Genomic DNA, 14,983 nt, shown 5'->3' with positions numbered 1-14,983 from the left:
GTTTAGAATGTAATGTTTGCGCCAAGATTAAAACGTTTGACCGTGGGGTAAGCACCCTGCGAAGCCCATCCGGTACCGGCGAAATTGGATTCCCTGTCATCTGGCATACGCGACCAGAACCAAAGGTTTTGCCCGTTTAAAAACAGACGTATGCTTTGCATGCCTATTTTTCGGATAAAGGGATGATCCTGCGTGAAATGATAGGCAATTTCAGCAGTTTTCAGGCGGACATACGAACCGTCGTACATAAAGCGGCTGCCGTTGTTATAGCTACTCGCCATGGATAACCAGCGCGGCATCGGCACATCTGCATTGATATTGTCGCGTTCCCAGTAGCTGCCTTCATGGTAGGCCAGGTTGCGCTGCCGGTCGAAGCTGCCAAAAACCACCTGACGGGTAACATTGGTTACGCCGTACCACTGGGTCATTACGCTGAGGTTCTTCCAGTCGAAACCCACGGTGAGGTTATAGGTGTTTTGTGGGATGGAAGGGTAGGCATAGGGAATATTATCTCGGGTATCGATGATACCGTCGCCGTTATAGTCGATAATATGGAAATTCCCGGGCAGCTTTTGATCGTCATTGTTATCGTGCATGGTACTCGCATACAGCTCATCCCAGCTGTTGTAGTAGCCCGCACTCACGTGGGTATAAGTTTGGCTGATTTGCTTATCGTCCAGCTTTTGATAGTGGGGCAGTAGGGCCGGACTATCACCTTCGATGACTCTGTCTTTCGCGTGGGTGAAGTTCAAATCGCCCCACAGGCGCCAGTTGCTGTTCACCTGCTTATTGACCTTCACCTCTACTTCGTAACCTTGATTTTCCACGATCCCCAGGTTTGCTGCCGGAGCGGCTATTCCTAGGTATTCTGGAATGGCGCGGCTACCTCCGGGTATGAGAACGTCCGTACGTTTATCCCGGAAAAAGTTTACCTGTCCGCTGAGTAAGCCGTTGAAAAAGCCGAAATCGAGCCCGTAGTTAATTTTGCGTACCTTTTCCCAATGGGTGTTTGGGTTTCCGAGTACATTTTCTCGAAACCACGTATAGGTGCTTAGTTCCGGTTGTACTCCAACGACGCCCATCTTGGATTGCCCGCCGTAAGCCCACTGGGTGAGGTACAGCCAGCGGCCATAAACATTGTCATCTCCAATATCGCCGTATGACGCTCTTAGTTTTAACATATCCACGAAGGAGACGTCTTTCAGGAAGTTTTCTTCGGAGAGCAACCAGCCGATACCGCCGGAGTTAAAGAAAGCAAAGCGGTATTCGGAAGAGAATTTTTCCGATCCAGTGTAAGAGCCGTTGTATTCCAGGAGATACTTGCCTTTATAATTGTAGGTCGTCCGAAATACCCAGTCTTCCCGGAAGAAAGGTTGTTCGCTACCAGTCGCATATTGATTACGGTTGAACAAGCCCATGGCGCTAACAGTGTGATCCTCGTCAAAGGTATTGGCATAGTTGAGCTGCAGCTGATAAAATAAGCGCCGATAACTTTGCGAGTTGTTCAGTGTACCAGCCTGCTGTGCCCAGTTGATGCCTTCTACAAAATCGAAGCGACTTCCATCTAGTGTCTGTCCGTAGACGGCTTGTCCGGTTTCCGGGTTGATCCATTTGGTCTGTACATTGTTATTCAAGTCGTTCACCCCGCGCCCGGCTTCCACGAAGGTATTATCCAGCGAGATGGTACCCCGTACATCTAACCCTTTGAGAAACATGCTCAGGTCTTGCTCTAAAATAAAGTCGGTGGTAATGCGGTTGGTACTGGTCTTTTCAATGCCGGAAGTAGCCAGTACACGTGCCGAGTTGATACCAGCTTGTGTATCCGGCTGGTAGTAACCCCAAGTGCCGTCGGAATAGCGTGGGTAAATGAGATCCGGTGCTACCGTATAGGCAGCGATCCAGAAAGCATAGTCGTTTCCGCCACCCCAGGGGCTTTTGCGGATGCCGTGTGAACCGGCGAGATTGGTGGAAAACTTAGTGGTGGGTGTTAACTGAAAGTCTAAGTTAGAGCGCACATTGACCCGGTTAAAGCCGTACCCGGCATCGTAACCGCGGGCATTGTCGAAGGAGCGAAACATATCCCCCTCATAGAGGTAATCTGCCGAAGCAAAATACTTTACTTTTTCCGTACCCCCGGCGATATTCACATTGCTGTTTTGGGAGAAGGCGGCGCTTTTAAAGAGGACGTCCGCCCAATCGGTATTCACGTAGCGCTCCTCTTCTTCCATACTGGCCGGATAGCGGTATTTATGGATAATGTCTTGAGGTACAAAATAACTCCAGTTGTCAGGTCTCAAAGCTAATTCATATTCGATCGCCCGGTTACGCAACATGAGCGCGTCGTAGGAATCCATCTTTCCGGGAAGCTGCGATACCGTTTTCACAATGTTATTAACGGTTCCACGTACCGATGCACGTCCGGCAATACCCCGTTTAGTCGTAATAAGGATAACGCCGTTGGCCCCACGGACACCGTATACGGCTGTTGCGGAAGCATCTTTCAGCACCGAGATGGATTCGATAGAACCGATATCCACACTGGTCATCGGACGTTCCACGCCATCCACCATAATGAGCGGCTCCGTGCTGTTCCAGGTACTGCGACCACGAATCACAATTTGAGGGTCTTCCTCACCGGGCATCCCGGTACTGGCAGTGGTGATCACTCCTGGAACATTACCGGTAAGTGCTGCCCCAACACTAGAGACACCTCCGGCGCGTTCCAGCACTTTTCCGGTCGTCTGTGTAATGGCCCCCACGACTGTTTCTTTCTTTTGGGTACCGTAACCAACGACTACGGTTTCTTCAATGTCAATGGCGTAATTGTTTAATACGACTCTAAGTATCGTTTGGTTGCCTAGCACTACTTCCGAACGGTTATAGCCAACCTTAGAAACAACGAGGGTACTCGCATCGGCTGGTACAGCAGTTAAGGTAAAGCTTCCGTCTGCTTCCGTAGATGTGGCGATACTACTGCCTTCCACGATAACACTTGCATTCTCTACGGGGATTTGATCTTGATCGACCACGACACCGCTGACAGTACGGGCATTCTGGGCGAAAGTAATCGTTGTGCTACTGATCCACCCGATAAAAAAGATGATCAACGATCGACGGGAATTTCCCAAAAAACTCGTCCAATATCTCCAAGGAGAATTAGTAAATTTTATCATCATAGTTTATTAAATTGATTATTGATTCTTAAACAAAGACACGGTTCCATTGTGGTGAACACGCGCCATTATAGATTATCTTATGAGATAGTTTATGGACCCTGTTTGTTACACATATTGTTTTTGTTTAAGTGGTTATTTAAATTAGTTGTCGTTGTCTTTTTGCTATTTTGTCCAGACGTATACGCGGGGACAAAATAAACTTTGTAGGTTTACACTTTTAGCGTTAGTGATAAACGATTCGTTCGTTTATGGATATAAATGTCTATAAAACATTTTGTGAGCTCAAATTTTCTTGTTTCATTCTGATTTCTGTTTGTTACATGTGTGTTTAACTATCACTTTATCAGTTGTTTAAAATTTGTTTTTTATTTTTTATATTCTCGATACATGAATTTTTTTGGGAAAGTGGGTAATGGTGTTTTTTGCTTCTGGATGTTGCAAATTGCTTTCTATTTATTTCAAATCGTGTCGTTTTTCGGTCTTGTGGTATGATTGTTATTTCTTTTCGCCAATACCTTTTCGTGAAGGCATGAACAAGTTTGTAATTTAGCGATAAGCTAATTAATAAGTGTACGTGAAATGAACCTGATGAAATACAAAAATATTGTACATACCAAGATATTTAGAAATTCAATAAGTGTTAAATATACATATCTAAAATAAACTGTAAGAATGGTCATGACAAAAAATAGCATACATAATTTAGAGGCAATTTCGTCACAGGTAAGACGTGATATCGTACGCATGGTGCACGCCTGCCAGTCGGGACATCCGGGCGGCTCGCTAGGTTGTACAGAGTATCTCGTCGCTTTATTTTTTGAAGCGATGGAACGTCATCAAGAATTTAATCTGGACGGGATAGGAGAAGATTTATTTTTCTTGTCGAATGGACACATCTCTCCGGTGTTCTATAGCGTGCTGGCACGCGCAGGGTATTTTGATCCGGCGGAGTTGGCCACTTTTCGCCAGATAGATTCCCGTTTACAGGGGCATCCCACAACCCATGAGGGGTTGCCCGGCGTTCGTGTAGCTTCCGGATCGCTAGGACAAGGATTGTCTGTGGCTATCGGTGCTGCACAGACGAAAAAGCTCAATCGGGATAATAGCTTGGTGTATGTATTGATGGGTGATGGTGAACTACAGGAAGGACAGGTCTGGGAAGCGGCGACGTATGCCCCACACAACAAAATGGACAACATCATAGCAGCGGTGGATTATAACGGCGCACAGATTGATGGAGCTACAGAGCAAGTCCTATCCCTAGGAAACCTCCGCGCAAAATGGGAGGCGTTTGGTTGGGATGTCATGGAGGTAGAACAGGGAAATGACATGGCCTCGGTCATCCAAGGTTTAGATGACGCTATATCACGCACAGGTAAGGGTAAACCTGTCATGATCCTGTTGCATACAGAAATGGGTAGCGGTGTGGATTTCATGATGGGCTCGCACAAATGGCATGGTATCGCCCCTAACGACGAACAATTAGCATCTGCATTGGCACAGAATGCAGAAACCTTAGGAGATTATTAATTGCATATAATGAAAAAATACACATATACAGAATCAAAAGATACGCGTTCTGGTTTCGGCGCAGGTCTATTAGAAGCCGGGAGGCAGGATGAGAACGTAGTGGCCCTTTGTGCCGACCTGATCGGCTCGTTGAAAATGAACGATTTTATTAACGAGTTTCCGGCGCGTTTCTTTCAGATTGGAATTGCGGAAGCTAATATGATGGGAATAGCAGCTGGCCTGACCATCGGAGGTAAAATACCGTTCACGGGAACTTTTGCCAATTTTTCTACCGGTCGTGTTTACGACCAGATTCGCCAATCCATCGCATACTCTAATAAGAACGTGAAGATCTGTGCGTCGCATGCCGGATTGACATTAGGTGAAGACGGTGCTACGCACCAAATCCTCGAAGACATCGGATTGATGAAGATGTTGCCAGGAATGACGGTCATTAACCCCTGTGATTTTAACCAAACAAAGGCAGCAACTTTAGCATTGGTCAATCATGAGGGTCCAGCTTATCTACGTTTTGGAAGACCTGTTGTGCCTAACTTTACACAGGCGGATCAGACCTTTGAAATCGGTAAGGCGGTGATGTTAAATGAAGGTCGTGATGTCACAATTATAGCGACGGGACATTTGGTTTGGGAGGCAATCAAAGCAGGGGAACTGTTGGAGCGTCTAGGAATTGATGCCGAAATCATCAATATCCACACGATTAAGCCTCTGGATGAAGAAGCTGTTTTGAATTCGATTCAGAAAACGGGATGCGTGGTGACGGCCGAAGAACACAACCGGTTAGGTGGGTTAGGGGACAGTGTTGCTCAGTTATTGGTCAGGAAATTGCCGACCCCGCAAGAATATGTGGCGGTGGATGATAGTTTTGGCGAATCTGGAACGCCTGCGCAGTTGATGGAAAAATATGGGTTGAATGCCGAGGCGATTGTTATCGCGGTACAAAAAGTGTTGGCTCGGAAGGAATTATAATAGACCGTGCGGTCTAATTCCTAAATATATAAACATGTTATGAGAAAGGTCATTTTAATCTTAGGAGCGGTACTGATATGGGCTGCTTCAAACGCACAAAACGTAAAAATAGCGCCCGAGGGATTCGATGTACAGCGAACCGATATTGCCCGAGGTAAAATAGATACGATTTCCTACGACTCCAAAACCGTTGGCGTTACGCGTAAAGCGTTGGTCTATACCCCTCCTGGATATGATAAATCAAAGAAATATCCCGTGTTGTACCTGCTCCATGGTATAGGCGGAGATGAATTGGAATGGTTTAGGCATGGAACGCCGCATATTATTTTAGATAATTTGTACGCAGACGGGAAGATAGCACCTATGATTGTTGTACTGCCCAATGGTAGGGCAATGAAGGATGATCGGGCGACCGGCGACATCATGGCGCGCGATAAAGTGGAGGCTTTTTCCACTTTTGAGCGTGACCTTCTGGACGATCTGATCCCGTTTGTGGAACAAAAATATGCTGTTAAAAAAGGGCGGGAGCAACGGGCGTTGTTCGGTTTATCTATGGGGGGCGGACAAGCGTTAAACTTTGGACTCGGCAACATGGATGTTTTTGCTTGGGTGGGCGGTTTCTCTTCGGCGCCAAATACACGAGCACCGGAACAGCTGTTGCCTGATCCACAGGAAGCGAAAGATAAATTGAAATTCCTTTGGGTTTCCTGCGGGGATCAAGATGGGTTGATGCATAATAGTAAACGGACACATGATTATTTAAAAAAATATGATGTTCCACATGTGTTCTATCTGGAACCGGGCGGCCATGATTTCAAGGTGTGGAAAAATGACCTGTATATGGTTACACAATTGCTTTTCAAGGACGTCGATTATCATGCTTTACGTGATCTAAGTGTGGTAGGTTTTCCAGCGGAGACCAATGTAAGAAGGGCTTTGTACCCGCAAGTTTTACCGAACAGCAAGGTGCTGTTTAAACTGCATGCACCGGAAGCACGGCGGGTACAGATCGATCTGGGGAAAAAGTATGATTTGAAAAAAGATGGTACTGGATCTTGGTCGGTGACTACCGACTCGATTGGAGAGGGATTTCATTATTACTCGTTATTGATAGACGGTGTCGCTGTTGCGGATCCAGCTAGTAAGACATTTTATGGGATGGGACGGATGGCTAGTGGTATTGAGATCCCATTCGTGGGGGGAGATTATTATGCTGTACGGGATGTGCCGCATGGCGAAATTCGTATAAAACGTTATTTTTCCCCCGTCACTCGGTCGTGGCGCCAATGCTATGTATACGTGCCGCATGGATATGATCAGTCAGGCGAGGACTACCCGGTGTTGTATTTGATGCATGGCGGTGGTGAAGACGAAACGGGATGGGCTAACCAAGGAAAAATGGACCTTATTTTAGACAATCTAATAGCGGATAAAAGAGCGAAACCTATGCTTGTCGTGATGTTGGATGGAAATATGAGCGGACAGCCGTTTTCAGAAACACCTCTTAAACAATTTGATAGAGAATTGAAAGAGGTTGCTATTCCATTTATTGAGGCGAATTTTCGTGTTAAAAAAGACACTAATAGTCGTGCGCTGGCAGGTTTATCGATGGGCGGTATTCAAACCTTATATGCCGGGATCAAAAGCACAGATCAATTTGGCTATTTGGGCGTATTTAGCTCAGGTTGGTTTGCCAATCAAAACGAACTGACTGATCCACAGTATGCGTACATGAAAGAAAACAAAGATATGATCAATGCTAACTTAAAAACATTTTGGATCTCCATGGGCGGTAAGGAAGATATTGCGCATAATAACTGTCAGATTATGATGGCAAAATTTGACGAAATGGGTGTGAAATATGAGTATAGCGAGTATCCGGGAGGCCATACTTGGCCGGTGTGGCGGATGGACCTTTTTAATTTTGCGCAACGATTGTTTAATTAGTGATGCTAGAACCTGAGTATATGTCGCGTTTATCTGTTCGGAAAAACACCTTAAAAACACTGTTGTTAACCGTTGCGTTCTTGATCCATGCAATGGCCTATGCGCAAAAACAAACAGCATTAAAACTGTGGTACGACAAACCCGCAGATGCGAATGTTTGGGAAGAGGCGTTACCCATAGGCAATGGACGTTTGGGTGCGATGGTATACGGAATACCGCAACGTGAAGAGTTGCAGCTTAATGAGGAGACGATCTGGGGAGGCGAGCCGTATCGTAACGACAACGAAAAAGGAGGAGCGGCATTGCCCCAAATCCAACAGTTGATCTTTGACGGAAAAACCGGAGAAGCGGACAAACTGATTAACGAAACCTTTTTCACCAAGACGCACGGCATGGCGTTTCAGACGGCCGGAAGTGTTATCCTGGATTTTCCCGGACATGAGACGTATACGCAATATACACGCGAGCTAGATTTAGAAAAAGCGGTAGTGACCACTAAATATACCGTAGATGGTGTGACCTATACCCGTGAAGTTTTTTCCTCTTTTGCGGATGATGTCATTGCCATGCAACTGACCGCCAGTAAAAAGGGAGCGTTAAATTTTACCGTAGCCTATAACAACCCTTCCGAACATCGAATTTTTAAAGAAGGCAGCCGTTTGGTCTTGGAAGGACGAGGGACGGCACACGAAGGTATTGATGGTAAAGTCGTATATCGGACCTACACTACTGTCAAAAATAAAGATGGGAAAGTAACATTAACAGATCAGGCATTAAAGGTGTCCGATGCCACTTCTGTGGTTGTTTATATGGCTATCGGGACTAATTTTGTAGACTATAAAACGCTGGATGACACTCGAGTTTCCCGCGCTTCGGGCAAGCTTGATTTGGCAGAAAAAAGAAGTTTTAAAACAGCAAAAAAGGAACATAGTAGGCTTTATTATAAGCAATTTGGTCGCTTTTCGTTGGATCTCGGAAAGACAGGAGTGCCTCCAGGGACCACGACCGAGCATATCGCTAATTTCAAAACGACAAAAGATCCCTCTTTAGTAACCCTATTGGCTCAATTTGGTCGCTATTTGTTAATCTGCTCCTCCCAACCGGGTGGGCAACCGGCTAATTTACAGGGTATCTGGAATAACTCGCTGCATCCGGCATGGGATAGCAAGTATACGATCAATATTAACACCGAAATGAATTATTGGCCAGCCGAGGTAACCAATCTTTCGGAAACCCATCAGCCTTTATTCCAGATGATTAAAGAACTGAGTGAGCGTGGTCAAGGAACAGCAGAAAAGCTTTATGGAGCACAAGGGTGGGTAGCACACCACAATACCGATATTTGGCGTGTAACCAGTCCGATTGATTTTGCAGCAGCAGGGATGTGGCCTACTGGTGGGACGTGGCTCACACAACACCTCTGGGAGCATTACCTATACACGGGCGATACGGTTTTTTTGCGTGAGATATATCCGATTATGAAAGGTGCTTCGGACTTTTTGTTGGCTACCCTAATTGAACATCCAAAATACGCTGAAAAAGGCTGGTTGGTGTTGTCTCCGTCTGTTTCGCCAGAACATGGCCCGATGTCAGCAGGAGTAACGATGGATAATCAATTGGCTTTCGACATGCTGACCCGTACCGCATTGGCGAATGAAATATTGGAAGAAGACGAAACATACCGTGCTGCACTGGCGGCTGCTGCCAAACGTATTCCACCGATGCAAGTGGGGAAATACACGCAGTTGCAAGAATGGCTAGAAGACAAAGATGATCCAAAAAGTGAACACCGTCATGTTTCGCATTTGTATGGTCTCTATCCGAGTAACCAGATATCTCCGTATCGGACGCCCGAATTGTTTGAAGCGGCTCGCAACTCGCTGAACTACCGAGGGGATTTAGCAACGGGCTGGTCGATCGGATGGAAGGTTAACCTCTGGGCGCGTTTGCTGGATGGTAACCACGCGTATAAAATTATCAGTAATATGCTGACTTTGGCACATGGTAAAAATAAAGACGGACGAACGTACCCAAACTTATTTACGGCACATCCGCCTTTTCAGATTGATGGTAATTTTGGTTTGACGGCGGGCGTGGCAGAGATGCTGATCCAGAGTCACGATGGCGCGGTACATTTATTACCGGCGATTCCGGATGTATGGTCAACAGGCACAGTGAAAGGCATCAAGGCGCGCGGCGGTTTTGAAATTGATATGGTCTGGGCCGATGCAGAAGTACAGAAAGTGACTATTTCTTCTACGATCGGTGGAGATGTAAGATTACGTTCCTACGTTCCATTAACAGGTAAAGGATTGAAAGAAGCAGTTGGAAAAAGTTCAAATAAACTGCTTCATCCTATTGATGGTACAACAGGGCTTGTATCAAAAGAAGCTCATTTGAAAGGCAACCATTTGAAGAATGTTTACGAATATGACCTGTCGACCACCGCAGGCAGCAAATATGTATTTAAAAGAAAAGGAAAATGATGAATAAATTCGCTAATAAGATGAAAATGCTTGCATGTACAGGGATACTATCCCTAGCAAGTGTTTCCTATGCACAAAAGGCCCAGAACCCTATCATATTTGCGGACGTGCCCGATATGTCGATAATTCGGGTAGGGGATACCTACTATATGAGCAGTACCACGATGCATATGAATCCGGGAGTGCCATTGATGAAGTCCAAAGATCTAGTCAACTGGGAGATGATTGGATACGGCCACGATTCGTTGGCGGATATGGACGAGTTGAACCTAGATAATGGCAAAAGTACCTATGGGCGTGGGACATGGGCGAGTAGTATCCGACATCATAACGGTACTTATTACGTCAGTACCTTCGCACAAACAACCGGTAAAACCTATGTCTATGTAACGAAAGATATAGAGAACGGCCCATGGGAGGTTAAAGCGTTCGAGCCCATGATGCACGATCATACCTTGTTCTTCGAAGGCGACAAAATTTATATGATATGGGGAGGGGGCAAGTTAAATATGGTCGAACTAAAGGCCGACTTTTCAGGTATTAAGCCCGAAACACAACGTGTGCTGATCGAAAATGCAACCTTGCCGAGTACCCCGGCAGGTACAAAAGGTGGTCTGCCGGCGGAGGGATCGCAACTATTTAAAGTGAACGGAAAATACTATTTGTTCAATATTTCTTGGCCTCCGGGTGGAATGCGTACGGTGATCGTACATAAAGCGGACAAATTGGAAGGTCCTTATGAAGGCCGTGTAGTTCTACAGGATAAGGGCGTAGCACAGGGCGGCCTTATTGATATGCCTAACGGCGATTGGTATGCGTACTTATTTCAAGATTACGGTGCAGTAGGCCGTATACCATTTATGGTGCCGGTTACCTGGGAAGATGGTTGGCCTGTTTTGGGTATAGATGGTAAAGTTCCCATGGACTTGGACCTTCCGGCTAGTACAGGTCTAATACCGGGCATTGTCGATTCGGACGATTTCAGTCGAAAAAAAGGCGAACCTGCTTTGCCACTGGTGTGGCAATGGAATCACAACCCAGCAGATCATCTTTGGTCGGTGAGCGAGCGTAAAGGCTATCTACGATTGAAAACGGATCGCATAGATGAAGACTTCTTGCAGGCAAGGAATACCTTAACACAACGTACGATAGGCCCCACTTGTACAGGTTCTACAGCCTTAGATGTTTCCCACATGAAAGATGGCGATTTCGCCGGATTATCACTTTTGCAAAAAAACTACGGATTGGTCGGCGTCAGCATGATCGGAAGTAAGAAATCTATCGTCATGATCAATGCGACAACGGGAATACCCGAAGAAGTTGCAAACATCCCTGTAACCCAAAAGGTGGTACACCTAAAAGCTGAATGCGATTTCACGAATAAAAAAGATGTCGCAAATTTCTTTTACAGCCTTGATGGAAAAAAATGGGAACCTATCGGAACAGAGTTAAAGATGGCGTATACCATCCCCCACTTCATGGGCTATCGTTTTGGATTATTTAATTATGCAACAAAAGCCGCAGGAGGATACGTTGATTTTGATTATTTCGAAATCAAGGAATAAGGATCAAAACCAAAGTATAAAAATAAATAGGATATGAAGTTAGGTAACATTGTTTTTGGACTATCGGCTGCTTTATTTGGACCAGCATTATCTTTAGCACAAAACCCGATTGTACAAACCATGTACACGGCCGATCCGGCACCTATGGTTTACAACGACAGGATGTATCTGTATACCAGCCATGACGAAGATAATTCGACTTGGTTTGTCATGGACGATTGGAAGCTCTATACGACGGAGGATATGATCAATTGGACGGATCATGGTGCTGTCGCTTCATACAAAACATTCCATTGGGCAAAAGGAGATGCCTGGGCCATTCAGGTGATTGAGCGGGACGGTAAGTTCTATCTATATGCGCCGATAACCTCTGCCATCAACAATCGACCGGCGATCGGCGTAGCGGTCGCAGACAGTCCTTTTGGGCCGTTTTATGATCCGCTGGGGCATCCGTTGGTGCAGACGAAGGAAGGAGACATTGATCCGACCGTGTTTATAGACGATGACGGACAGGCTCACCTGTATTGGGGAAATCCTTTTCTGTATCATGTGAAGCTGAACGAAGATATGATTTCGCTGAGCGGTAAAATTACAGAGATTCCCATGGCTTCGGAGGCGTTCGGTGCGCGAGAAGGAAACGTGGAAAAGAGGCCGACGTTATATGAGGAAGCCCCATGGTTATATAAAAGAGAAGGGTTATATTATCTATTATGGGGCGGTGGGCCTATACCAGAACACCTCGGTTATTCGACCAGTGAATCGCCGGTCGGTCCGTGGAAGTATGGCGGAACGTTAATGCCAACGGAAGGACGCAGCTTTACGAACCATCCAGGAATTGTCGATTTTAAAGCGAAGACGTATCTATTTTATCACAATGGTGCACTACCGGGTGGCAGCGGTTTTACACGTTCTGTCGCGGTGGAAGAAGTAGAATTTACCGAACAGGGTGGGATCAAACCCTTAAAAATGACGCAGGGGATTACCGAACAGCTGAAACCGTTGAATCCGTACCAGAAGGTGGAAGCAGAGACGATCGCTTGGTCTGAACACGTCAAAGGAAAGCAAAATGCGGAAGTTGGCGTGTTTGTACAGGCGATGCAAGACGGTGCGTACACGAGCGTAAAAGAAGTAGATTTCGCGGCGGGAGCTTCTAAATTTACGGCTCGAGTTGGCACGACTCATAATACGGATGTCGCCATGGAAGTACGTCTGGACGGAATAGATGGGCGGTTATTGGCAACTATAGATGTGCCACGAACGGGAGGAGATAATAGATGGACGTTGGTATCACGTGATATTCCTAAGGTTTCGGGGAAGCACGACGTATACTTTGTTTTCAAAGCGAAGGATAAACCAGGAGTGATCATGTATTTTGATTATTGGATGTTTTCTAAAGAAAATCAGAATGGCTAAGCTGTTTTTTCAACTGACCTTTTTTTTATGTTTTTTTGGAGGATCAGGCGCATTCGCCAAGATACGTTTACCCGAGCTCATCAGCGACAAGATGGTTTTGCAACGCAATATTATCCTCGACATCTGGGGGTGGGGCGATGTAGGCGAAAAAGTAACCGTCCGCTTTCTGGGGAAGCATTATTATACCGAGGCTGGCCTAGATGGTAAATGGGCAGTGCAGTTGCCACCGCAAGCGGCAGGAGGGCCATACATCATGGAGGTCAACGAAATCGTGATCCGCGATATCCTGATTGGCGATGTGTGGCTGGCCTCCGGGCAATCCAATATGGAAACGCCGATTGCGCGCCTGACCGACCGCTACCCGGAGATAGACGTATCCAATAATCACATGATCCGCCATTTTAAAGTGCCGACCCAAAACACGGCCGAATCGGTACAGGAAGACATTCCTAGGGGCGGAAAGTGGCATTCAGCCGTAGCATCGGAAGTGATGAACTGGACCGCTTTAGCTTATTTTTATGCGCAGGAGGCGTATCGTCATACGAATGTACCTGTGGGGATGCTGGTTTCTAGTTTGGGGGGCTCCGCTATCGAAAGCTGGATTAGCCAGGAGCATCTAAAGGAATTTCCGGATTTGTTGATTGATCAAGCGGCTATCGATAGTTTAAAGATCGTAGGAACCGATTGGGGAGCGGGAAAATGGAATACGCCCGATTGGAAAGATACGGACTGGCAAACGACGACTGTACCCGGGCTTTGGCGTACACAAGGATTAGACACCAAAGGTGTCGTATATTACCGTCGGGATTTTGAGATCCCGCCTTCCATGGATGGGCGACATGCGAAGCTGCATCTGGGGATGCTGATCGACAGTGATTCGGTCTTTGTAAATGGTCATTTTGTGGGGTCGACTCCGTACCAGTATCCTCCTCGGGAGTACGATATTCCGGCAGGTGTGTTGCGCGCTGGAAAAAATAACATCACGGTACAACTGACGGCGAAGAATGGAAATGGCGGTTTCGTAGAAGACAAGCCTTATAAGCTTATTGGAGACGATATGGAAGTAGATCTGACAGGAGCATGGAGGTATAAAGTTGGGTTAGACCTAGACGAAATTAACCGTTATAAAAACCGTCTTCGTAATTTGAAAGCGGCTGGATCGGGATTATACAACGGTATGATTTACCCTATCCGGAACTACCGGGTGCGAGGAGCGATTTGGTATCAGGGAGAGACCAATGCCGGTCGCCCACAATATTACCAAACGTATCTGGAATCGTTGATTCGCAATTGGAGGAAACTGTATCAAGCTCCTGAATTGCCATTTTTGATTGTACAGCTACCCAATTACTTAGAAAAATCCGACGAACCGCAGGAAAGTGGCTGGGCAGAAATACGCGAAGCACAGCTTAAAGCGACACAGGAAGTACCGAACACGGCATTAGCGGTGGCATACGATGTGGGCGAATGGAATGACATTCATCCTTTGAACAAAAAGGATATTGCCCATCGACTATTTTTAGGTGCTCGGAAGGTATCTTACGGAGAGAAGTTAATTAGCTCGGGACCTATATATCAGGATATGAAAATAGAAGGCGACGAGATTGTGTTGTACTTCACGGAGATTGGTGGAGGATTACGAAGTAGAGGAGGGACGTTGCGGCATTTTGCGATAGCGGGGGAGGATAAAAAATTTGTCTGGGCAGAGGCCGTTATCAAAGGTCGTACAGTTGTGGTTCATAGTGAACAGGTGAAAAAGCCGGTAGCCGCCCGGTACGGGTGGAGCAATAATCCGGAAGACGCCAATCTGGAAAATAAAGAAGGGTTGTTAGTATCTCCATTCCGCACAGACGATTGGTAGAAGATAGAAAGAATTTATATAGAAGTACATTTATAA

At 46.2% G+C, this 14,983-nt stretch carries 8 protein-coding genes; 7 read left to right on the top strand and 1 reads right to left on the bottom strand.

The window, feature by feature from the left end; genetic code table 11:
* Positions 1-2 precede the first annotated feature (2 nt).
* On the bottom strand, positions 3-3,176 hold the full coding sequence (locus tag FXV77_RS12490; RefSeq protein ID WP_246162456.1) for a SusC/RagA family TonB-linked outer membrane protein: 3,174 nt from the start codon (positions 3,174-3,176) through the stop codon (positions 3-5).
* A 672-nt stretch (positions 3,177-3,848) separates the two neighbouring features.
* Here FXV77_RS12490 and FXV77_RS12485 point away from each other — a divergent pair.
* Genes FXV77_RS12485 through FXV77_RS12455 form a run of 7 tightly spaced genes read left to right on the top strand, consistent with a single transcriptional unit; the run spans position 3,849 to position 14,947 of the window.
* Positions 3,849-4,706: a transketolase gene (locus tag FXV77_RS12485; RefSeq protein ID WP_394344145.1), complete on the top strand. Its 858-nt coding sequence runs from the start codon at positions 3,849-3,851 to the stop codon at positions 4,704-4,706.
* Positions 4,707-4,715: 9 nt separating this feature from the next.
* Positions 4,716-5,675, top strand: a complete 960-nt coding sequence (locus tag FXV77_RS12480; RefSeq protein WP_148919562.1) for a transketolase family protein — start codon at positions 4,716-4,718, stop codon at positions 5,673-5,675.
* A gap of 39 nt (positions 5,676-5,714) precedes the next feature.
* Complete coding sequence (locus FXV77_RS12475) at positions 5,715-7,622, top strand: alpha/beta hydrolase-fold protein (RefSeq protein ID WP_148919561.1); 1,908 nt, start codon at positions 5,715-5,717, stop codon at positions 7,620-7,622.
* 20 nt (positions 7,623-7,642) lie between these two features.
* Positions 7,643-10,108 carry a glycoside hydrolase family 95 protein gene (locus FXV77_RS12470; RefSeq protein WP_148919560.1) on the top strand — a complete coding sequence of 822 codons (2,466 nt, stop codon included), beginning with the start codon at positions 7,643-7,645 and terminating at the stop codon, positions 10,106-10,108.
* The gene (locus FXV77_RS12465; RefSeq protein ID WP_187444121.1) at positions 10,105-11,673 is read left to right on the top strand and encodes a glycoside hydrolase family 43 protein; all 1,569 of its coding nucleotides are present in this window, start codon (positions 10,105-10,107) and stop codon (positions 11,671-11,673) included. The genes FXV77_RS12470 and FXV77_RS12465 overlap by 4 nt, the downstream gene beginning before the upstream one ends.
* 33 nt (positions 11,674-11,706) lie before the next feature.
* Positions 11,707-13,086 (top strand): glycoside hydrolase family 43 protein, encoded by a 1,380-nt coding sequence (locus tag FXV77_RS12460; RefSeq protein WP_148919559.1) that lies wholly within the window; start codon positions 11,707-11,709, stop codon positions 13,084-13,086.
* Complete coding sequence (locus FXV77_RS12455) at positions 13,079-14,947, top strand: sialate O-acetylesterase (RefSeq protein WP_222867787.1); 1,869 nt, start codon at positions 13,079-13,081, stop codon at positions 14,945-14,947. Before FXV77_RS12460 ends, FXV77_RS12455 begins: the two co-directional genes overlap by 8 nt.
* Positions 14,948-14,983: the final 36 nt, after the last annotated feature.

The organism is Sphingobacterium phlebotomi, from assembly GCF_008180195.1.
In the GTDB taxonomy this organism is placed as follows: Bacteria; Bacteroidota; Bacteroidia; order Sphingobacteriales; family Sphingobacteriaceae; genus Sphingobacterium; species Sphingobacterium phlebotomi.
The sequence above is the reverse complement of the archived record's forward strand: the minus strand, read 5'-3'. Positions and strand labels throughout refer to the sequence as shown.